This window comes from Roseovarius sp. MBR-51 (genome assembly GCF_053628575.1).
On record NZ_JBRJGQ010000013.1, the window covers coordinates 23,380 to 44,190 of the forward strand.

At 61.1% G+C, this 20,811-nt stretch carries 21 protein-coding genes; 9 read left to right on the plus strand and 12 right to left on the minus strand.

Annotation, left to right across the window (positions count from 1 at the left end):
- Window positions 1-12 precede the first annotated feature (12 nt).
- The 3 genes from ACSSVY_RS17145 (at window position 13) to ACSSVY_RS17155 (ending at window position 1,432) form a co-directional block, all read left to right on the plus strand.
- The gene (locus ACSSVY_RS17145) at window positions 13-357 is read left to right on the plus strand and encodes a YbaB/EbfC family nucleoid-associated protein (RefSeq protein WP_454270789.1); all 345 of its coding nucleotides are present in this window, start codon (window positions 13-15) and stop codon (window positions 355-357) included.
- A gap of 73 nt (window positions 358-430) precedes the next feature.
- The gene (gene recR, locus ACSSVY_RS17150; RefSeq protein WP_454270791.1) at window positions 431-1,024 is read left to right on the plus strand and encodes a recombination mediator RecR; all 594 of its coding nucleotides are present in this window, start codon (window positions 431-433) and stop codon (window positions 1,022-1,024) included.
- Window positions 1,025-1,075: 51 nt separating this feature from the next.
- Window positions 1,076-1,432: a DUF1294 domain-containing protein gene (locus ACSSVY_RS17155; protein ID WP_454270793.1), complete on the plus strand. Its 357-nt coding sequence runs from the start codon at window positions 1,076-1,078 to the stop codon at window positions 1,430-1,432.
- A gap of 115 nt (window positions 1,433-1,547) precedes the next feature.
- On the opposite strand, the gene ACSSVY_RS17160 is transcribed toward ACSSVY_RS17155, so the two are convergent.
- A complete protein-coding gene (locus ACSSVY_RS17160) occupies window positions 1,548-2,321 on the minus strand; it encodes a DUF1013 domain-containing protein (protein WP_454270795.1) in 774 nt (257 codons plus the stop codon).
- A gap of 131 nt (window positions 2,322-2,452) precedes the next feature.
- Here ACSSVY_RS17160 and ACSSVY_RS17165 point away from each other — a divergent pair, with 131 nt between their 5' ends.
- Both ACSSVY_RS17165 and ACSSVY_RS17170 read left to right on the plus strand, forming a co-directional pair.
- Window positions 2,453-3,094 carry a ribonuclease T2 family protein gene (locus ACSSVY_RS17165; protein ID WP_454270797.1) on the plus strand — a complete coding sequence of 214 codons (642 nt, stop codon included), beginning with the start codon at window positions 2,453-2,455 and terminating at the stop codon, window positions 3,092-3,094.
- 84 nt (window positions 3,095-3,178) lie between these two features.
- Entirely contained in the window at window positions 3,179-4,048 is an 870-nt protein-coding gene (locus ACSSVY_RS17170) for a DMT family transporter (RefSeq protein WP_454270799.1), read from the plus strand.
- 20 nt (window positions 4,049-4,068) lie between these two features.
- On the opposite strand, the gene ACSSVY_RS17175 is transcribed toward ACSSVY_RS17170, so the two are convergent.
- The gene (locus tag ACSSVY_RS17175; RefSeq protein WP_454270801.1) at window positions 4,069-4,704 is read right to left on the minus strand and encodes a LysE family translocator; all 636 of its coding nucleotides are present in this window, start codon (window positions 4,702-4,704) and stop codon (window positions 4,069-4,071) included.
- Window positions 4,705-4,892: 188 nt separating this feature from the next.
- Window positions 4,893-5,996 carry a chorismate synthase gene (gene aroC / locus ACSSVY_RS17180; protein ID WP_454270803.1) on the minus strand — a complete coding sequence of 368 codons (1,104 nt, stop codon included), beginning with the start codon at window positions 5,994-5,996 and terminating at the stop codon, window positions 4,893-4,895.
- Between the two features lie 263 nt (window positions 5,997-6,259).
- Here aroC and ACSSVY_RS17185 point away from each other — a divergent pair, with 263 nt between their 5' ends.
- A complete protein-coding gene (locus ACSSVY_RS17185) occupies window positions 6,260-7,903 on the plus strand; it encodes an ABC transporter substrate-binding protein (protein WP_454270805.1) in 1,644 nt (547 codons plus the stop codon).
- Between the two features lie 50 nt (window positions 7,904-7,953).
- Here ACSSVY_RS17185 and ACSSVY_RS17190 read toward each other — a convergent pair whose 3' ends face one another.
- Both ACSSVY_RS17190 and ACSSVY_RS17195 read right to left on the minus strand, forming a co-directional pair.
- A complete protein-coding gene (locus tag ACSSVY_RS17190) occupies window positions 7,954-8,493 on the minus strand; it encodes an NADPH-dependent FMN reductase (RefSeq protein WP_454270807.1) in 540 nt (179 codons plus the stop codon).
- 180 nt (window positions 8,494-8,673) lie between these two features.
- Window positions 8,674-9,579 (minus strand): LysR family transcriptional regulator, encoded by a 906-nt coding sequence (locus ACSSVY_RS17195; RefSeq protein WP_454270808.1) that lies wholly within the window; start codon window positions 9,577-9,579, stop codon window positions 8,674-8,676.
- A 193-nt stretch (window positions 9,580-9,772) separates the two neighbouring features.
- On the opposite strand from ACSSVY_RS17195, the gene ACSSVY_RS17200 reads away from it, so the two are divergent.
- Window positions 9,773-10,216 carry a DUF4399 domain-containing protein gene (locus tag ACSSVY_RS17200; protein WP_454270810.1) on the plus strand — a complete coding sequence of 148 codons (444 nt, stop codon included), beginning with the start codon at window positions 9,773-9,775 and terminating at the stop codon, window positions 10,214-10,216.
- A gap of 6 nt (window positions 10,217-10,222) precedes the next feature.
- On the opposite strand, the gene ACSSVY_RS17205 is transcribed toward ACSSVY_RS17200, so the two are convergent.
- The 4 genes from ACSSVY_RS17205 to ACSSVY_RS17220 all read right to left on the minus strand — a co-directional run bounded on the left by ACSSVY_RS17205 (window position 10,223) and on the right by ACSSVY_RS17220 (window position 16,015).
- Window positions 10,223-12,250 carry an oxidoreductase gene (locus ACSSVY_RS17205; RefSeq protein ID WP_454270811.1) on the minus strand — a complete coding sequence of 676 codons (2,028 nt, stop codon included), beginning with the start codon at window positions 12,248-12,250 and terminating at the stop codon, window positions 10,223-10,225.
- Between the two features lie 160 nt (window positions 12,251-12,410).
- Entirely contained in the window at window positions 12,411-13,559 is a 1,149-nt protein-coding gene (locus ACSSVY_RS17210) for an alpha-D-ribose 1-methylphosphonate 5-triphosphate diphosphatase (protein WP_454270813.1), read from the minus strand.
- The gene (locus tag ACSSVY_RS17215) at window positions 13,556-14,290 is read right to left on the minus strand and encodes an esterase/lipase family protein (protein ID WP_454270815.1); all 735 of its coding nucleotides are present in this window, start codon (window positions 14,288-14,290) and stop codon (window positions 13,556-13,558) included. The genes ACSSVY_RS17210 and ACSSVY_RS17215 overlap by 4 nt, the downstream gene beginning before the upstream one ends.
- 39 nt (window positions 14,291-14,329) lie before the next feature.
- A complete protein-coding gene (locus ACSSVY_RS17220) occupies window positions 14,330-16,015 on the minus strand; it encodes a thiamine pyrophosphate-dependent enzyme (RefSeq protein ID WP_454270817.1) in 1,686 nt (561 codons plus the stop codon).
- Window positions 16,016-16,138: 123 nt separating this feature from the next.
- Here ACSSVY_RS17220 and ACSSVY_RS17225 point away from each other — a divergent pair, with 123 nt between their 5' ends.
- The gene (locus tag ACSSVY_RS17225; RefSeq protein ID WP_454270819.1) at window positions 16,139-16,582 is read left to right on the plus strand and encodes an NUDIX domain-containing protein; all 444 of its coding nucleotides are present in this window, start codon (window positions 16,139-16,141) and stop codon (window positions 16,580-16,582) included.
- On the opposite strand, the gene ACSSVY_RS17230 is transcribed toward ACSSVY_RS17225, so the two are convergent.
- The 3 genes from ACSSVY_RS17230 to ACSSVY_RS17240 all read right to left on the minus strand — a co-directional run bounded on the left by ACSSVY_RS17230 (window position 16,549) and on the right by ACSSVY_RS17240 (window position 19,583).
- Window positions 16,549-17,427, minus strand: coding sequence for a DMT family transporter (locus ACSSVY_RS17230; RefSeq protein WP_454270821.1), 879 nt, complete (start codon window positions 17,425-17,427; stop codon window positions 16,549-16,551). The genes ACSSVY_RS17225 and ACSSVY_RS17230 overlap by 34 nt on opposite strands.
- A gap of 172 nt (window positions 17,428-17,599) precedes the next feature.
- Window positions 17,600-19,240 carry a chaperonin GroEL gene (groL, locus tag ACSSVY_RS17235; RefSeq protein WP_454270823.1) on the minus strand — a complete coding sequence of 547 codons (1,641 nt, stop codon included), beginning with the start codon at window positions 19,238-19,240 and terminating at the stop codon, window positions 17,600-17,602.
- Window positions 19,241-19,295: 55 nt separating this feature from the next.
- Complete coding sequence (locus tag ACSSVY_RS17240) at window positions 19,296-19,583, minus strand: co-chaperone GroES (protein ID WP_009817336.1); 288 nt, start codon at window positions 19,581-19,583, stop codon at window positions 19,296-19,298.
- 257 nt (window positions 19,584-19,840) lie between these two features.
- On the opposite strand from ACSSVY_RS17240, the gene ACSSVY_RS17245 reads away from it, so the two are divergent.
- Entirely contained in the window at window positions 19,841-20,761 is a 921-nt protein-coding gene (locus tag ACSSVY_RS17245) for a manganese-dependent inorganic pyrophosphatase (protein WP_454270824.1), read from the plus strand.
- Window positions 20,762-20,811: the final 50 nt, after the last annotated feature.

The following is a 20,811-nucleotide window of genomic DNA, read 5'->3' on the forward strand; positions in this document are numbered from 1 at the left end:
GGAGATCACAGCATGTTCAAAGGTTTGGGCCAAATGGGCGACATGGCCAAGATGATGAAGGCCGCGCAGGAAATGCAAAAGAAGATGGCCGCGTTGCAAGAAGAAATGCACACGATCATGGTCACGGGCGAATCCGGCGCGGGTTTGGTCAAGGCGACCTGCACTGCCAAGGGCGAGCTCAAGGCGCTCGACATCGACCCGTCGATCTTCAACTCCGATGACAAAGAGGTTGTCGAGGATCTGATCCTTGCCGCGATCAAGGATGCGCAAGCCAAGGCATCGGCCCGCGCCCAAGAGGAAATGGGCAAGATCACCGAAGGCATGGGCCTGCCCAAGGACATGAAGCTGCCCTTCTAGACCACACCTTCCATCTTGCTGAAAATACCCACGAAATCAGCACCAACGCATGTCCCCTGATCGGACCCCGAGATTGAGCAGCACCCGCGAAATCGACGCTCTTATTGACATGATGGCCCGCCTGCCGGGACTCGGTCCGCGCTCGGCCCGGCGGGCAGTGCTGCACATGATCCGCAAACGCGCGCTGCTGCTCTCTCCTCTCGCGCGCCTGATGCAGATTGTAGCCGACACGGCCCGCGAATGTGTCACCTGCGGAAATATCGGCACCACCGAGATCTGCGACATTTGCGCCAGTGCAAAACGTGCCAATGGCCAAATCTGCGTGGTCGAAGATGTGGCCGATCTCTGGGCGATGGAACGCGGCCAGGCATTCAAGGGGCGATATCATGTGCTGGGCGGCACACTTTCGGCGCTGGATCAGGTCGGACCCGAGGTATTGCGCATTCCTGACCTGGTTGCGCGTGTCGAGTCCGAGGCGATCACCGAGGTTATTCTTGCACTCAATGCCACAGTCGATGGTCAAACCACCGCGCATTACATCGCGGATCAACTGGATGGCAAAGTTACGCTCACTTCGCTAGCGCAGGGTGTTCCCATTGGCGGCGAGTTGGACTATCTGGACGACGGCACAATCAGTGCAGCCCTCGCGGCACGCAAGCGTCTGTGACACGCCTCCTTTTTTACCAGCTCTTCGTGCAATGGATACACTGTTCGTCTCATGGCCCCGCTTACCCTCGCTCTTATCTACCTCGCGGCGCTGAATTTGCTGACCTTGGGGCTGTTCTGGTGGGACAAACGCTGCGCCATTGAGCGGCGTTGGCGCGTGCCTGAAAGCACGCTCTTGACGCTCAGTCTGATTGGAGGCTCACTCGGGGCAAAGACAGGTCAGGGCATATTCCGCCACAAGACGCGAAAAGAACCATTTCGCACCTCGCTCAACGCCATTGCGGTCCTACATATCGGCTTTCTCGCGGCCCTCGTGTTGCCGGAATTTCGCGCCTCTGTCATGGAGCTGTTGACGCAAACCGCCGGATATGTGCTCAGCCTCGCCTACACTTGGGTCGTTTCGGCCTGAAACATTGTCAAGCAGGTCTCGACGGCAGTGTAGGCGCATCACAACCCTTCACACCAAATGAAAAAGGCCCAAGAGTAACTCCTGGGCCTTTTCGAACAGGGCGCGTTTGAGACGATTACCGGCGGCGTGAACCGGTATTTTCATCCTCGTCGTCATCATCATCGTCATCCGAGGCTGGAAGATTAAAGAAGCTCTCAGCGTCGTATTTCTTTTCACGTTCTTCCGGGTGGTAGTCCTGCCCCAGAGTAAAGCTCTCCAACCCTTCGAGGGCTGTGGGGATACGCGGCTCGGCATCGCCACCAAGGCTCTGCTCGGTGCTCAGCAACTTGCGACGTTCATCATCGGTCAGCGCGGCTCCTTCCTTGGCCTTTTTGGCGGCCGCTTTTTGCACGGCAGCATCCAGTTCGGATTGCTTGCACAGGCCAAGCGCCACCGGGTCGATGGGTTGGATATTGCCGATATTCCAATGGGTACGCTCGCGAATCGCCTGAATGGTCGGTTTCGTTGTGCCCACAAGGCGCGAAATCTGACTATCGGCCAATTCTGGATGGAACTTGACCAGCCAAAGGATCGAGGCCGGGCGATCCTGACGCTTGCTGAGCGGCGTGTAACGCGGACCACGCCGGGTCTCTTCCCCCTGAGCGGCGGCGTTGAACTTCAGCTTGAGCTTGTGCAACGGATTGGACTGCGCGCGGTCAATCTCTTCCTGCGTCAACTGATTATTGGCAATTGGATCAAAGCCCTTGACGCCAGTGGCCACATCGCCATCGGCAATCCCCTGGACTTCCAATTCGTGCATGCCACAAAAATCGGCAATCTGCTTGAAACTGATCGTCGTATTGTCCACCAGCCAGACGGCTGTGGCCTTGGCCATGATCGGCATAGACATCTCTCAGGTCTCCTTTACCCAAAACTTCCCCGTCGCCTGAAAGGCGGTTCCGGCGGGCCGGAACGGGTTTCCATTGTAGGGGAACTTGGCGGCCTTATACTGGGCCTGTGAATAAAATGAAAGACCAAAGAATGCGTGCTCTGGGGCCCCTGTTTGTCTGCCTGTGTCTGTTCCCTGCCTTCGTCACCGCGCAATCAGGCAAGGCAGGGGTCTTCGACTATTACGTGCTCAGCCTGAGTTGGTCACCGACGTGGTGCGCGCTCGAAGGCGACGCTCGCGGGGCTGCGCAATGCGCCGATGCGGCCAATACCGGCTGGGTTCTGCATGGGCTCTGGCCGCAATATCATCGCGGCTGGCCAGAGCATTGCCAGAGCCCGCATACGCCCCCCTCCCGCGCCATGACCCGCGCGATGGAGGATGTCATGGGGAGTGCGGGCCTTGCCTGGTATCAGTGGAAGAAACACGGCTCTTGTTCGGGGCTGAGTGCCGCCGACTATTTCGCTCTGTCGCGCGCGGCATTTGACAGACTCACGCGCCCCGAAGTTTTTCGCAAGCTCGCCAAACCCGTGACGCTGCCTGCCAAGGTGGTCGAAGAAGCGTTTCTCAAGGCCAATCCGGGGCTTGAGCCTGACATGCTCACGATCACCTGTCGCGCAGGACGCATTCAGGAGGCGCGTCTCTGCCTCTCACACGACCTGACTCCGGTTCCCTGCGGCGCGGATGTGGTGCGGGATTGCACGTTGGACAACGCCCTCTTTGATCCGATCCGCTGATCTGTCCGCTTGGCCCCTTGAACCCCACCGGTAATTCCTCAATGGTCGCGCCAAACACGCGCATCAGACGGGACAGGCATAGACATGGATATCCGGGCAATCCTCATGGGGCTGGGCTTTGCGCTCATGTGGTCTTCGGCCTTCACTTCGGCACGGATCATCGTCTCTGCCGCTCCGCCGCTCACAGCGCTTGGCCTTCGGTTCCTGATTTCGGGCCTGATCGGCATAGCCATCGCCTTGTTACTGGGACAAACGTGGCGTCTGACGCGAGCGCAATGGCGCGCCACGATCATTTTCGGAATCTGTCAGAACGCGCTCTATCTCGGGCTGAATTTTGTAGCCATGCAGACGATCGAGGCCTCCTTGGCCGCGATCATCGCCTCCACCATGCCGCTCATCGTGGGCTTTTTCAGCTGGATCTTTTTGAAGGAGCGGCTTGGAAAAGTTGGAATCATGGGGCTCTTTGCCGGGCTTGGCGGCGTGGTTATCATCATGGGGGCGCGGCTTCAGGGGGGGATGGACCTCTATGGTGTGGCGCTCTGCGTGATCGGAGTATTTGCCTTGGCCTTTGCCACGCTGGCGGTGCGCGGCGCGGCATCAGGGGGCAATTTCCTGATGGTTGTGGGCTTGCAGATGATGGTGGGGGCGGTTCTGACCGGTTCGATCGGCCTTGCCACCGAACCCCTCGTGATCGAGTGGAGCACGCAGCTTGTGGTGGCCTTCCTCTACACCACGCTGATCCCTGGCCTCGCCGCCACGCTGGTCTGGTTTCTCTTGGTCGAGCGTATCGGCGCCACCCGCGCCGCCACCTTCCATTTCCTCAACCCATTCTTTGGCGTGGCCATCGCCGCGATGCTGCTCAATGAGGCGCTGCGCCTGGGTGATCTGATCGGCGTGCTGGTGATCATGGGCGGGATTCTGGCGGTGCAACTGTCACGGCAAGGACGGATTTAATCCATTCACCGGCAACGCCATTAGGTCTCGGACATCGCAAGTTTGAAAGCCGCAAAGCAAAAGAACACGCCCAGGGTTGCTTCTATCCAGCGCCGGCCGGCGGCATAGGCTGTGCGAACAGGCGCTGCCGACAATGCCACGGCCCAAACCCCGTGGCATCCGAAGGAAATAGCAAATGCCCCGGCAAAGAAGAGCGTCACCACTCCGGCCCCGGCACCTTCAACTGCTCCGATAGAGGCAATCGCGATCCAGAATGCAATCGCCTTGGGATTGGTAATCTGCAACAGATAACCAGCCATGAAATGCCGCAGCGGTGACCGACGTTCGGCGTTCAAAGGGCGCAGAGTAGGCGGGTTCAAAGCCTTTTGAAACGCACCCCATGCAAGATAGAGAAGATAGGCGGCACCAATGACGCGCAGGGCGCTCATCGCCCAGGCCGCCTGTGACAGGACAAGGCCGACCCCCAACATGGTTAGAATGTTGATTGTCGTGCTTCCGACGGCAACCCCCAGCGTCGCCATCAGCGCTGGCCGACGCCCATGTTCGGTGGCAATCCCAATCAACATGGCCACGGATGGCCCCGGCGAAGACGCTGCGACCAAAAGAATGGCATAGGCAGCCAAGATGCCGGGCAAGTATAACGCAAGGTCGGTCATGGTGATTTCCATTTGATTTCCGGTGCGCTCATTTCTGCCGAAAACCAATCATCTGTCCAGCGCCAATACTTCGCTATGCATCGAAGTATACGCGAAATCAACGAGCGAGCATTGCGATGTCACGATCCGCTATTTGCCAGCATGACCTCTGGCGTAGATAGCGGCCCGTCCCTACCAGAAAAGCGATGTCAGCCGATGCGCCCCCGCGGCCCGTCGCCAACCTGCCCGCGGTGCAAAAGCAGGTGATCAAGGATCACGCAGGCCATCATCGCCTCGCCCACCGGCACCGCGCGAATCCCGACGCAAGGATCATGCCGCCCCTTGGTAACGACCTCAATGGGATTGCCATCCACGGTGATCGACTGGCGCGGGGTCAGGATCGAGGACGTGGGCTTGACCGCAAATCTCACGACAATCTCCTGCCCGGTCGAAATCCCGCCAAGGATACCGCCCGCATGGTTCGAGGCGAATTCCGGGCCATTTTCACCCATGAAAATCTCATCTGCATTGGCGCTGCCGGTGAGGCGCGCCGCCGCCATGCCCTCGCCAATCTCGACGCCTTTGACGGCGTTGATCGACATCATCGCGGCGGCCAGATCGGTATCGAGCTTGCCGTAGATCGGCGCGCCGAGGCCAGCGGGCACACCGCGCGCAACAACTTCGATCACAGCACCGACCGAATCGTGCTTTTTGCGCAGCGCTTGCAGATAGTCTTCCCATGCAGGCGCCGCCGCCGCATCGGGCAGCCAGAAATCATTGCCGTCAATCGCGTCCCAATCGAACCGCGCGCGGTCCAATTCCATCTCGCCCATGGCGACCATATAACCCTTGATCTCGATTCCCGGCACGAGGGCTGCCAACGCCGCACGCGCCACGCCGCCCGCCGCCACCCGCGCCGCCGTTTCGCGCGCCGACGACCGTCCACCGCCCCGCGGATCACGCAGACCATACTTGAGGTGATAGGTGATATCGGCATGACCGGGGCGGAATGTCTTGGCAATCTCGCCATAATCGCGCGAGCGTTGATCAGTGTTCTCGATCATCAACTGGATCGGCGTGCCCGTACTCTGCCCCTCATAGACGCCCGACAGGATACGCACGGCATCCGGCTCGTTGCGCTGGGTCATGTTCTTGTTCTGGCCCGGACGGCGCTTGTCCAGCCAGTGCTGCAACATCGCCTCATCCAGCGCCACGCCCGGCGGGCACCCATCCACCGTCGCCCCCAACGCAGGACCGTGACTTTCGCCCCAAGTGGTGAAACGAAACAGATGACCAAATGTGTTGAGGCTCATGCGCGGGGCTCCTTTGTCGTTCATCTAGCCTCGGCTTGTCCGCGCCTCAAGCCATTTTGGCGGGCATTTGTCGCAAACAGGCGATCCATGGGATCGAATCGCGATAGTCTCTTGCTCGGGATGGGCCGGCGGAGCGTTATAAACCGAATGACAGCGGCACGTTCAAAAAACACTGGCGCAGGGCATGGGCCCTGCTAACACTACCGGCAAGACTGTCCAAAAACGACAGCACCACCGGCAACAAATTCAACAGGGAGAAGATAATGACCAATGACACCTCGCACGACAACGTGCGCCCGGTCGTCCGCAAGATGGCCGAGGACACCCGCGCCGGCAAGATGAGCCGCCGCGAATTCGTGGCGCTCGCCTCGACCTTTGGCGCCTCTGCTACGGCGGCGTACGGCCTCTTGGGCCTTGCGGCACCCGCCCCTGCCTATGCTCAAGAGGGCAAGACAGGCGGCGTGTTGCGCGTCGCCAGCCGGGTGATGGATATCACCGATCCGCGCAAATATGCGTGGAGCGAGCCGGGCAACCTTGCCCGTCAATTCTGCGAGCCGATGGTCCGCTGGGCCTCGGATTTCACCTTTCAGCCAATGCTGCTCGAAGCGTGGGAGGTCAGCGACGACGCCAAGACCTACACGCTCAAAGTGCGCCAGAATGCGGTCTGGAACAACGGTGACGCCTTCAACGCCGACGACATCATCTACAATCTCAACCGCTGGTGCGACAAGGCGGTCGAGGGCAATTCCATGGCCTCGCGCATGGGCACTCTGATCGACCCCGAGACCAACAAGGCAATTGATGGCGCTATCGAGCGCGTCGATGACTTCACCGTTCGCCTCAATCTGCCACGCCCTGATATCACCATCATCGCGGGCATGTCGGACTATCCCGCGCTCTGTGTGCATTCGAGCTTTGGAGAAGATGGCGATCTGGCCAAAGCCCCCATCGGCACCGGCCCGTTTGAGCTTGTATCGATCGAGATCGGCGTTGCAGCGGAATACAAGCGCCGTGAGAATGGCAAATGGTGGGGCGGCGAAGCCCTTCTCGACGGCATCCGCTTTATCGACTTTGGCGAGGACAACGCCTCGATCGTTGCGGCATTCGATGGCGACGAAATCGACATCAACGACGAATCCACGGCCGATTTCATCGAATCCTACGACGCACTCGGCCTGACCAAACAGTCCAAACCCACGGCCAACACCATCGTCGCCCGCATGCGCGCCGATACCGCACCCTATGACAGCAAGGAATTGCGTAACGCCATTCAATTGGCCTGCGACAATGCCGTGCTCCTGGCGATCTCTATCAATGGCGAGGGTGTGCCTGCGGAAAACCACCACGTCGCCCCGTTCCACCCGGAATATGCCGAACTGCCCGCTATCGCGGCAGACCCGGCCAAGGCCATCGAAATGGCGCGCGCTGCGGGCCATGGCGATACAGAGATCGACATCATCTCGATTGATGGCGATTGGCGCACCACGACCACCGATGCCATCGGCGCGCAACTGCGTCAGGCCGGCTTTAACGTCAAGCGGACAGTGATCCCCGGCTCGAGCTTCTGGAACGACTGGACCAAGTATCCGTTCTCGACCACCAACTGGGGTCCGCGCCCCTTGGGTGTGCAGGTGCTGGCACTGGCCTATAAATCGGGCGAGGCATGGAACGAATCCGGGCATTCAAACCCAGAGTTCGACGCTCTGCTGGACGAGGCGCTCGGCATTTTTGACGCCGACAAGCGCCGCGAATATTCCGCCAAGCTGCAAGCGATGTTGCAAGACAGCGGTGCGGTGATCCAGCCGTTCTGGCGTAATCAGGCTTTGCACCACACTGACAAGGTCAAGGGTGTCCAGGCCCACCAGTTCCGCGAAATGCACTATGAAAAGGTTTGGCTGGACGCATGATCACGTCCGCCTGACTGATCGGGCCGCCCTTGAAGGGCGGCCCGTTTCCTTTACACGACTTCGGCGCGAAGCGCCGCCATCCGCTCTGCCAAGAGCTTGCGCGACATTTCATCCTTGAGCTTGCCGTCCTCGTCAAACGCGTTCATCGCGGCCGCGATCAGAACAGCGGTGCCGGGAAGCAGTCGCGCCTGCAACTGGGTAAGACACGACAGCGTCATGAACTGCGCGGTTTCGCCGCCCGTGCGCCCTGCAGAGGCTGACACCACCACAACCGGTTTATCCTTGAGTGCAGACCCCGGCACACGACTGATCCAGTCAAGACCATTCTTGAGCACGCCAGTTATTCCCTTATTGTACTCCGGCGCACCGATGACCACCGCATCTGCGTCCTTGATTTGCTGGACGAGGTGCTTCACCGCGTCCGGCACGCCCTCCGCTTCTTCCAAATCGCCATCATAAAGCGGCAACGCCAGATCGCCCTCGCTCACATCCGCCGGGCCAAAGGCCTCTGCCGCCTCGGCCAAAAGCATGCGGTTATACGATCCTTTGCGCAGCGATCCTGAAATCAACAAGAGCTTTGGGTTTGCCATCTGAAATCCTCTCAAGGGTTATAAACGTTCCGCGCACAAACTGGTGCGCGACACGGCATTTGGCAACCGTGACTGCCCGCACAGCTGCTGTGCAAGCTTTCAGAGCACAAGAAAAACCCCGGCACGGGGATCAGACCGCAGCCGGGGAAGTACCCGCCAGAGAGTGCGAGGAGGACGCCGTTACCAGTCCACCGGACCCTTGTCCGCGAACTGATGGACCAGAAAATCTATAAAGGCCCGCACCTTGGGTTGGGTGAACCGACCCGGCGGATAGACCGCATAAATGCCCTGCAATTCCAGCGGCAATTCAGGCATGGCATCCTCGACCAGCCCCTCGGCCATGGCACGCGAATAGAGGAACGAGGGCAGATAAGCGATACCAAGCCCCGAAATCGCAGCATTCAGAAGGGATTGACCATCGTTGACGCTGAGTCCCCCCGCCGTGCGCACTTGCCGCTTCTCCCCCGAGGGCGCGGTCAGTTTCCACACCGCACCACCTGCCTGACTCGAATAATGCAAGAGCTTGTGTTCGTTGAGATCGTCAATCTTCTGCGGCCGCCCGTATTTTTCAAAGTAACTCGGGCTGGCGATCATCCGCTTAGTGGTCTCTGTCAACTTGCGGGCGCGCAGCGTGCTGTCCTCCAACTCGCCAATGCGCACCGCCATGTCAAACCCTTCGGAGATCAGCTCGACATAGCGATTGTTCAGCACCATGTTGACGGTGATGTCTGGGAATTCATCCAGGAATGTTCCCAACACCGGACTCAGATGATTGACCCCGAAATCTGTGGCTACGGAAATCCGCAACAGGCCCGACGGGTCCGACTGCATCGAACTCACCAGCGCATCCGCTTCGCCCGCGTCATTCAGAACCCGCAATGCCCGATCATAATAGGCAAGCCCAATCTCGGTCGGACTCACCCGCCGCGTGGTGCGGTTGAGCAACCTTGCCCCCAAACGGGCCTCCAGCGACGACACGTGCTTGGACACGGCGGATTTGGAAATGCCCATCTTGCGGGCTGCGTCAGTAAATCCACCCTGATCCACCACGGTGGCAAAGGCTTCCATCTCGGTCAGGCGATCCATACTCGTACCTCTGAGTTGCGTCTTGAAGACCTTTGTGCCGGGAAAATCGGGCACAACTGGGGCGCTTGCCAGACAATATCTGGATTTCGTCGGCATCGTTCGCCAGGTGGAAACATGGAAACACCAAGCTATGATTGTTGACGAGCTACGTCAGCGCACCACTTATGTTACCATATCCACCAGAGGAGCTACTATGACGCGCATCATTGCACTCACTGCCGCCGCCTTTCTGAGCCTCTCGAATCCCCTCTTCGCTGGGGATACTCCCGCACCCGAAGGGGCCGAGGTCTATTTCGTCAATCTCGAGGATGGCGCCACCGTCACGGCACCCGTCACCGTCATCTTTGGCCTCAAAGGCATGGGCGTGGCCCCTGCCGGCACCGAAAAAGAGGCGACCGGGCATCATCACGTGCTGGTCAACCGCCCGCCCTTGAGCGAAGGGCCGGACGGTGCCGAAGAGCTGAACGTGGGGCTGCCCGCCGATGACAACCACCGCCATTTCGGCGGCGGTCAGACACAGGTGACTCTGGATCTGGAACCGGGCACGCATACGCTGCAACTGGTCATGGGCGACCTGAACCATGTGCCGCACAATCCGCCCGTGGTGTCCGAGGTGATCACGATCACCGTCGAATAAGCCACGTCAGAGCCCGGCAGCCAGCCGCGTGCCCTGATCAATCGCGCGTTTCGCATCAAGTTCGGCGGCCAGATCCGCGCCGCCGATCACATGCGCCGTGATTCCCCGCGCCGCGAGCGCGTCTGCCAGACTGCGCTCGCTCAACTGCCCGGAGCAGAGCACGATTGTATCCGCCTCGATCAGCGTCGGGCGTTCGCGCGCCTCGCCAAAACTCACATGCAGCCCCGCCGCGTCAATGCGCTCGTAATTGACGCCGCCGATCATCTCGACGCCCTTCATCTTGAGCGCGGCACGGTGAATCCACCCCGTTGTTTTGCCCAAACGCTTGCCGGGGGCTTCTGCCTTGCGCTGCAAGAGCGTCACCTTGCGCGCGGGCGGCTCTGGCTGCGGTCCCTGCTCTGCCAGCCCTCCACGCACCTCTGCCGGATCGCCCACACCCCATTCGGCACGCCAGAGCGCGATATCTTCGGTCGGGCTGACCCCCTCATGGACAAGGAATTCGGACACATCGAACCCGATGCCGCCCGCGCCCACGACCGCCACACGGCGGCCCACCTCTGCGCCCCCCCGCAACACGTCGATGTAATTGACCACGTTTGGCCCGTCCTGCCCCGGAATACCCGGATCGCGCGGGACAACGCCGGTGGCAATGATCACCGCGTCGAACCCGTCCAGATGCTCGGGGCGCACCTCCTGCCCCAGCCGCAGATCAACGCCCGATTCGGCAACCATGGTGCCGAACCAGTCCACCAACCCGCGAAACTCTTCCTTGCCGGGGATGACCTTGGCCATATTCAATTGCCCGCCCAGTTCAGCCGCACGATCAAAGAGCGTCACCTGATGCCCCCGCCCCGCCGCCGTAATCGCCGCAGATAGGCCCGCAGGCCCGGCACCGACCACCGCAATCCGCTTGGGCACCGCCGCAGGCGCAATCACCAATTCCGTCTCATGGCAGGCGCGCGGATTGACCAGACAGGATGTCAGCTTGCCCGAGAATGTGTGATCGAGGCACGCCTGATTGCACGCGATGCAAGGCGCAATCGTGGCGCTGCGCCCCGCCGCCGCCTTGTTGACGAATTCCGCATCCGCCAGAAACGGCCGCGCCATGCTGACCATATCGGCGGCCCCGCTTGCAAGCACCGCCTCGCCCACTTCGGGCGTGTTGATCCGGTTCGAGGTGATGATGGGAATCCCCACCTTGCCCATGAGCTTTTTCGTGACCCAGGCAAAACCCGCACGCGGCACGCTCGTCGCAATCGTGGGAATCCGTGCCTCATGCCAACCGATGCCGGTGTTGAGGATCGAAGCACCCGCACCCTCGATCTCTTGCGCCAGTTGCACCACCTCGTCATGCGTGCTGCCACCCGGCACCAGATCAATCATGCTGAGCCGGTAGATGATGATGAAGTCAGACCCCACCGCCGCCCGCGCCCGCCGCACCACCTCGATCGGCAGGCGCATGCGATTTTCATAGGAGCCGCCCCAGCGATCCTCGCGCTTGTTGGTATGGGTCACAAGAAACTGGTTGAGGAAATATCCCTCGGACCCCATGATCTCGACCCCGTCATAGCCTGCTTCGCGCGCACGCGCGGCAGCGGTGACGATATCGGCGATCTGTTTCTCGATCCCTTCTTCGTCCAACTCGCGTGGCGTAAAGGGCGAAATCGGTGACTTGATGGCCGAGGCGCTCACACATTCCTTGCCATAGGCATAGCGCCCGGCATGCAGGATCTGCATCGCGATGAGACCACCTGCGTCATGCACTCGGTCCGTGACAATGCGGTGATTGGCGATATCCTCGGGCGTAAAGAGCCCCGCCGCACCGGGAAACACGCCCCCCTCGCGATTGGGGGCCATGCCGCCCGTGACCATCAGACCGACACCGCCCCGCGCGCGCGCTGCATAAAACTCCGCCACCCGGTTCCAGTCGCGGGTTTCCTCCAGCCCCGTGTGCATCGACCCCATCAGTACGCGGTTCTTAAGCGTCACATGCCCCAGATCGAGCGGGCTCAGAAGATGCGGATATTCGGACATGGCTGACCTCCCTTGGCTGCCTCGCACCATGGCTTGGGCCTACGATCTTGTCACCCCGAAACGCTGCGTTACGCAGTGGGCAGGTAAGAGCGCCTGGGCAACGGCCCCGTAGAAACGATCCAGCGCGCGCGTTGACCACGGCCATAACACCCCTGGACCCTTACCCGACAAAGCGCCGTGCCACCTCGCCCGCCATATAGCTCACGCGCCCGCCTGCAAGCGTGGCCATCACGCGCCGTGTCGCGGGCTCGATGACCACCAGATCAGCCCGCAATCCCGCCTGCAATACACCGCGATCCTCCAGCCCAAGCACCTCTGCCGGACCGCGAGAGACAAGCCGCCATGCCGTCGCCAGATCACACACCCCACCATCCGCGAGAAAAAACGCCGCGCGCTTGAGCGAGGGATAGTGATAATCCGACGCCAGCGCATCCACGAGGCCCATGGCCACCAGATCGACCGCGCTGACATTGCCCTTGTGTGACCCACCACGCACCAGATTTGGGGCGCCCATGATAACGCTATCGCCACCCGCGCGCGCCTCTTCGGCGGCTTCCAGTGTCTCGGGGAATTCGGCAATCGTCATGCCGCGCCCGCGCGCCACGCGCCGCGCCTCGGCGGTCCCGTCGTCATGGCTCCCCAACCGCACACTCTGCGCGCGCAACGCAACACTCAACCGGTCCAACGCAGGCCCGACCTCGGTTATTCTGTCATGCAATCCCTGAATGAACTCCAGATGCTTTTCGGGATTGCGCCCGATCCGAAGCGCCTGCCCGGTCAAACCCTGAGGTCGCTTGCCCGCCGCCAATGCCGCATGCGGCAAGTGATCGTTGAACACAACATAGCCGATGCCATGCCGCGCCACCATCTCGAGCACAGCGTCATACTCCTCAAGCAAGGACATCTCGAACCGCAGTTGCGCAAGCAGATCCGTGTCAACCCTGCCCCGCACATCTCCGAGCGCGTCGAACACACGGTCCGCAAACTCCGCACCGCGCATCCCACCTTCCCAGCTATAGAACTGCGCCAGAACGGCGGTGGTGATGCCATTGGCGGCCAATTCCGCCTCAGTCGCGATCATGCCTTGAGCAAGATCCTTCATCGCACCGCGCCGGGGGGCCAGATGCCGCTCGAACCCGTCACCATGCACATCGACGAGGCCTGGCAGAACCATGTATCCGCTTAGATCAATCTCTCGGCCCTCAGGCGCATCGGTGACAAGCCCGTCGCTGAGGGACAAGTCGCCATCCTCGAGCCCGTCAGGCCGCAGCACCTGCGCCCCGCGCAATGTCACAGTCAGCACGCTCATCCTCCACGCCGCCCAAACAGAACATCGCCCAAACTCAGGCCATGGTCGAATTGCCCATGCTCCAAAAATTCCTCGATCTGCGCGATCACGAGGGGGTTGTTCATCAGGAATGTATGCGTCACCGGCAGGGTGATGTGATCCGCCATGCCTTCGACCCTTGTCGAGACAACCGAGACCTTGCCATCGTCCGGCCCGTCGATCAGGCTGGAAAAATAGGGGTTGAGCGAGCGGGTGCCGGCGATCACCCCCAGCTCGAAATCCACGGGCGGCAGGTTTTCCGGCACGCCACCCGGCCCGGTTTCCAGTTGCAGCCCCGCAGGCCCGTTGAGCCAGCGGAAAAGCTCGAGCCCGCCCAGTTCATCCACCAATTCGCTGCCGTGATTGGGCGGGGCCAGCATCACGACCCGGCCCATCTGGTCGGGGCGGTTGTCCTTCAGCCAGAGCCGCAACAGGATGCCGCCCATGGAATGCGTGACGAAATGCACCCGCGTCGCGCCACAGACCCGCACGGCAAAGGGCAGAGTCTCACGCGCAAGCCGCTCGATTTCTTCTTCAGTCGACGGGTAATCTGGGCTGAAAACATCATAGCCGCGCGCCTCAAGCACCTCTTGCAGGATCACAAAGGACGCATCAGAGCGCGCCAGCCCATGCAAGAGCACCACGCAATCGGCCCGCGCCGCCGTGGTCCAGACGGCCAAGAATAGGCCCGCAAGGATGGTCACTCTGCTCATGCCGCCCCCATAGGCGCAAATGCGCGCGCTGAACAGGGGTTACGCGCCGTCCCGTTTGCGCAACCCCGCCGCGCGCATCTGGCTCAGCGTCACGCGCGGGGTCAGCGCGTCGGGCGAGATCACGAGATCAAGCACAGCACCGGTGGGCGAGGCGCAGGCGCGCGCAAAGGCGTCTGCGAAATCCTCGGTTCGCTCTACCCGTTCGCCGTGAAAGCCATAGGCGCGCGCAAGGGCGGAAAAATCCGGGTTGACCATGTCGGTGCCCGAGACGCGCTCGGGATAGTTGCGCTCCTGATGGGCGCGGATGGTGCCATAGATGCCATTGTTGAGGATCAAAATCACCGGCTGTGCGCCCGCCTGCGCGGCTGTGGCCAATTCCTGACAGGTCATCTGGAAATCACCATCGCCCGCGAAACAGACCACGCGCCGCTCAGGATACATGACTTTGGCGGCAATCGCCGCCGGGATGCCATAGCCCATGGCCCCCGATTGCGGTGCCAAGAGGCGCATCGCGGGTCCGTATTTCAGGAACCGCCCCGACCAGATCGCGAAATTTCCAGCGCCGTTGGTAATGATCGCATCCTCGGGCAGCACCTCGCGCAGATAGGCTGTCACCTTGCCCATATCGACCGGCGAAGGCAGGTCCGGCAAATCAAACCCCGCCTCATAGCCTGCGCGCGCCTCTGCCCGCCAAGCGGCCCAATCACCCGTCACCGGCCCGCCCGCGCGCAGCGCACGCACAAAGCCATTCGGCCCCGCCTGAATGCCCAGTTCCGGTTGATAGACCTTGCCCAGTTCCAGATCCGAGCCATGCACATGGATGAGGCGCTGCTTGGGTTCTGGCAGGTCAAAGACCGTGTAACCATCCGTGGAGTTTTCACCAAACCGATTGTTGATCGCCAGAATCACATCCGCCTCAGCCAAGAGGCGGCGCACATTGGGCACCATGCCCACACCCGCCTCGCCACAAAAGACCGGGGCGTGATTGTCGAACTGATCCTGATAGCGAAAGACCGAGACGACCGGGATGTCAGACCCGCATGCAAACTCTTGCAAGGCCGCGCGCCCCGCCTCTGTCCAATTGCACCCGCCGTAGAGGATCAGAGGCCGCTTGGCCCCGGCCAGCATCGCGCGCGCGCGGGCCACGGCCTCTGCGCCCGGCTCCGGTTCTGGATAGTTCCCCGGCCCGGAGAGTGCCGCGACCTCGGTCACATCGGTCAGCATGTCCTCAGGCAGCGCCACCACCACCGGGCCGGGGCGGCCCGTCACGGCGGTTTTCCACGCCCGCGCCACAATTTCGGGGATGCGATCCACCTGATCAATCTCGACCGCCCATTTCACCATCGTGCCAAACACGGCGCGGTAATCCAGCTCCTGAAACGCCTCGCGACCCTTCATGTCGGTGCCCACCTGACCGACAAAGAGGATCATCGGCGCGCTGTCCTGCATCGCGGTATGCACCCCGATTGAGGCATTGGTCGCCCCCGGCCCGCGCGTGACCCAACAGATGCCGGGACGGCCCGTCAACTTGCCATAGGCAGCGGCCATGAAGGCGGCTCCGCCCTCCTGTCGGCAGAGCGTGAAATCGAGCCGCCCGGCGGTGTCATGCAGCGCATCGAGCACCGCAAGATAGCTCTCGCCCGGCACGCCGAACGAATGCCGCGCGCCCAATGCCAGCAGACACTCCACCAGCAATTGCCCCCCGTTGCGCGTGTTCTTTGCCATGCCGGATCCTTTCCCTGTGTTGCGTGCAAGCTGGACCAAGGCCGGGTGCGAACACAACCCCTTTTCAGCCGGCCTCGTGCCGCATACCCTCAGACGGCAACGCCCCATATGTCAGGTCCGCCCATGCCCTCGCCCCGTCTTGCCGCCCGCGCCGTGATCGTGGATCAAGGTCGGCTCTTGCTGGTCAATGCCTATGCCGATGCCGCCAGCACGCTCTGGTGTGCGCCGGGTGGCGGTGTCGAGGTGGGCACCTCGCTGCCCGACAACCTGATGCGCGAGGTTCACGAAGAAACCGGCCTCAAAATCCGCGTGGGCACCCCCTGCCTGATCAACGAGTTTCATGCGCCCAGCACCGGCTTTCATCAGGTCGAGGTGTTCTTTCGCTGCACGGTGGTTGCAGGCAAGCTCTCGGACGACTGGCGCGATCCCGAACAGATCGTCAGCCGCAGGCGTTGGGTGACGGAGACTGACATTGGGGACTTGCGGGTCAAGCCCGACAGCTTAGCGCGCGTCGCCTTTCAACGCGGGATGGGTTACGATCCGCTCGAGGAAATCGTCGGCCCCTGAGCGCGCCTTGGGATCACCGACACCGCCACGCCGCCCAGCACCAGCGCGCTTGCCAGCACGAATTCCGCGCTCAACGCCTCACCCAGAAAGACCATGCCGCCTGCCATGGCAATGACCGGCACGGTCAGCTGCGCCACCGCCGCGACCGAGGCGGCCAGCCGGGGCAAAAGACTATACCAGAGCGCATAGCCCAGCCCGGATGTCACCGCCCCCGACAGCACCGCGAGCACAACGCCCTGTGCCCCGATCACGATCCCCTCCGCGCCTTTGGGCACCAACCAGCCAACCAATAGGCCCACGGGGGCAGCCCAGAGGAAATTCGCCGCTGTGGCCATCAACGCGTCGCCCGACCGTCGCCCATTCAACGAATAGACACCCCAACCCACGCCCGCAGCCGCCATCAAGAGACCATGGAGGACGCTCACCTGCGGTCCCGCACCGGGCCAGAGCAGCCACGCAAGCCCGCCAAAGGCCATCCCGGCCCCGATCCAGCGACGGACCGGCATCGCCTCGCGCGCCAGCAGACCGCCTGCGAACATGGTGATCTGCACCACGCCAAACAGGATCAGCGCGCCCAGACCGGCATCAAGCGCCCGGTAGGCCAAGGAGAACCCGTAGAGATAGACCAAGAGCGCCAGCACCCCTATGGCGCGCCCCGGTCCCAAGAGCCGCAGCCCGCCGCGCAGCATGAGGCACAATAGCCCCAGCACCACCGCCCCAGAGATCAGCCGGATCACCCCGAAACTGACCGCATCTATCGTCCCACCGGCGATGGCCATCCGGTTCAGGACCGAATTGGCGGCAAAGGCGATCATGGTGAGGGTGGTCAAGAGAAAGAGGCGCATGCCCCCTTGCTACCTGCTGGGGCGCGCCGCGTATAGTCAGAGTATCGTGAGGCGCATTGCTTTCACTGTTCTTCAAATACTCAAAGTCGATACCTCACCAGCGTGCCACCGTCCAAAGAAAAGGGGCCACCCGAAGGCAGCCCCGATCCGTTAGCATATTGCCAAGCTTGGCTTACATCATGCCGCCCATGCCGCCCATGTCGGGCATACCGCCGCCACCGGCGTTCTCTTTTTGCGGCTTGTCGGCCACCATCGCTTCGGTGGTGATCAACAGACCAGCGATCGAGGCTGCGTCTTCCAGAGCGGTGCGGACAACCTTGGCCGGATCGATAACGCCGAATTTGAACATGTCGCCATATTCATCGGTCTGCGCGTTGTAACCAAACTTCAGGTCGTCGCTCTCGCGGATTCTGCCCGCAACAACGGCACCGTCAACACCAGCGTTTTCAGCGATCTGACGCAGCGGCGCTTCGAGCGCTTTGCGAATGATCATGATACCGGCGTTCTGGTCGCTATTTGCACCAGTCAGACCTTCAAGCTTCTTGGCAGCCTGCACGAGAGCGACGCCACCGCCGACAACGATACCCTCTTGCACGGCTGCGCGGGTTGCATTGAGCGCGTCATCGACTCGGTCCTTGCGCTCTTTCACTTCGATCTCGGTCATGCCGCCGACGCGGATCACGGCAACACCACCGGCCAGTTTGGCCACGCGCTCTTGCAGCTTTTCGCGGTCGTAATCAGACGTAGTATCCTCGATCTGCTGACGGATCTGGCTGACCCGTGCTTCGATCTCGGCCTTCTCGCCTGCACCGTCAACGATGGTGGTCGCATCCTTGGTGATCGAGATTTTCTTGGCAGAGCCAAGCATGTCCATGCCGACATTCTCGAGCTTCATGCCCAGATCTTCGCTGATCACCTGACCGCCGGTCAGAATGGCGATATCCTGCAGCATCGCCTTGCGACGATCGCCAAAGCCTGGGGCCTTGACAGCAGCAATCTTGAGACCGCCACGCAGCTTGTTCACGACGAGGGTTGCGAGGGCTTCGCCTTCGACGTCCTCGGCAATGATCAAGAGCGGTTTTTGCGACTGGATCACCTGCTCGAGCAGCGGAACCATCGGCTGAAGGCTCGACAGTTTCTTCTCGTGCAGCAGGATGAGACAATCATCCAGATCCGCGATCATCTTGTCAGCGTTGGTCACGAAATAGGGGCTGAGATAGCCACGGTCGAACTGCATGCCCTCGACCACATCGGTCTCGGTCTCGAGGCCTTTGTTCTCTTCGACGGTGATGACACCCTCGTTGCCGACCTTCTGCATCGCTTCTGCGATCTGACGACCGATTTCGGCCTCACCATTGGCAGAGATCGTGCCGACCTGCGCCACTTCGGCGCTGTCGTTCACGGGGCGCGATGCAGCTTTGATGGCCGCAACAACCTTGCTGGTGGCGAGATCAATACCGCGCTTGAGATCCATCGGGTTCATGCCGGCGGCAACCGATTTCATGCCTTCTCTGACGATGGCCTGAGCCAGAACAGTGGCGGTGGTGGTGCCGTCGCCGGCCTCGTCATTGGTGCGGCTGGCCACTTCTTTGACCATCTGCGCGCCCATGTTTTCGAACTTGTCTTCCAGCTCGATTTCCTTGGCAACCGTTACACCGTCCTTGGTGATGCGCGGGGCGCCAAAGGATTTATCAATAACCACATTGCGGCCCTTCGGACCCAGTGTCACCTTGACCGCGTCGGCCAAGATGTTCACGCCCTTGAGCATGCGATTGCGGGCGTCTGTATTAAAGCGTACGTCTTTTGCAGCCATTATAAGGTGCTCCCGTGTTTGAGTTCCGGTCAGATCAGCGTGAGGGGGAATACCCTTACGCGATCACGCCCAGAATGTCGCTTTCCTTCATGATCAACAGCTCTTCGCCATCAACCGTCACTTCTGTGCCCGACCATTTGCCGAACAAAATGGTGTCGCCGGCCTTGACGGCCATTGCGATAAGCTCGCCATTGTCCTTGCGGGCGCCATCGCCGCAGGAAACAACTTCGCCTTGGCTCGGTTTTTCTTTGGCGCTGTCGGGAATGATCAACCCGCCCGCGGTTTTAGCTTCGCTTTCAACGCGGCGGACAAGCACGCGGTCATGCAGCGGTTTAAATGCCATCTCTGAGGCTCCTTGGCTCAAAGTTACTCCCTAATGATCCCTCTACAGAGATCATTAGCACTCATGGGGTTCGAGTGCTAACGTCGCATAGCTAGGGAGTGCGCCCGAGGGAGTCAACAGCTTTGATTGATAAAATCATGCCTTTGGCCACCAGCATCCTTGGGATTTTATGCCGCAGCGCAGCATCGACCGGGTGACAAAGTCTGCGCGGCCCCCTATAAGGCGCGCAAACCCGTCTCAACCACAGGAAACCCCGCATGACCACCCTCGTTTTCGGCCATAAATCCCCCGACACCGACTCCACCGGTTCGCCCATCCTCTGGGCTTGGTATCTCAACGAGGTACAGGGCACCGCGGCCGAAGCCGTGCTCTTGGGAGAACCCAATACCGAGGCTGCCTTTCTCTTGCGCAAATGGGACTTGCCCAAGCCGCGCATCATTTCCGACGTCGACGCCGGTCAGCCCTGCGTGATTGTCGATACCAACAACCCGGCGGAACTGCCCGCCAATGTGAACAATGCCGATATTCAGGCGATCATCGACCATCACAAGCTGGTTGGCGGGCTGGAAACAAAGGGCCCGATCGACATCACCGTGCGGCCGCTGGCCTGCACCGCAACGATCATGCTCGACCTGATGGGCGAAGACGCAGCCAAAATGCCCGATTGGGCCAAGGCCACGGCACTGACCTGCATCCTCAGCGATACGCTTGAATTCCGCTCGCCGACAACCACCCCACATGACCGCGCCGTAGCCGAAAAACTGGCAGCCGATCTCGGGATTTCCATTCCCGACTACGCGGCCGAAATGTTCGCCGCCAAATCAGATGTCTCGGCCTTTTCCGACGCAGAGTTGCTGCGCATGGATTCCAAGGAATACGAGGTCGCAGGCACCAAATTCCGCGTCTCGGTTCTGGAAACCACGTCGCCCGCCATCGTGCTCGACCGCAAGGCAAGCCTGATGGACAGCATGAAAACCGTCGCCACCGAGGACGGCGTTGATCAGGTGCTCTTGTTTGTGGTCGACATCCTCAACGAAGAAGCCACCTTGCTCGTCCCCAACGATCTGGTGAAAACCCTGGCGGAAAAGAGCTTTGGTGCGACCGTCACAGGTGACGCGGTGGTCCTGCCCGGCATCATGAGCCGCAAAAAACAGATCATCCCCAGCCTCACGCTCTGATCGCCTTTCCGACGCATCTCAAAAGGCCGCCTCCGGGCGGCCTTTTCTTT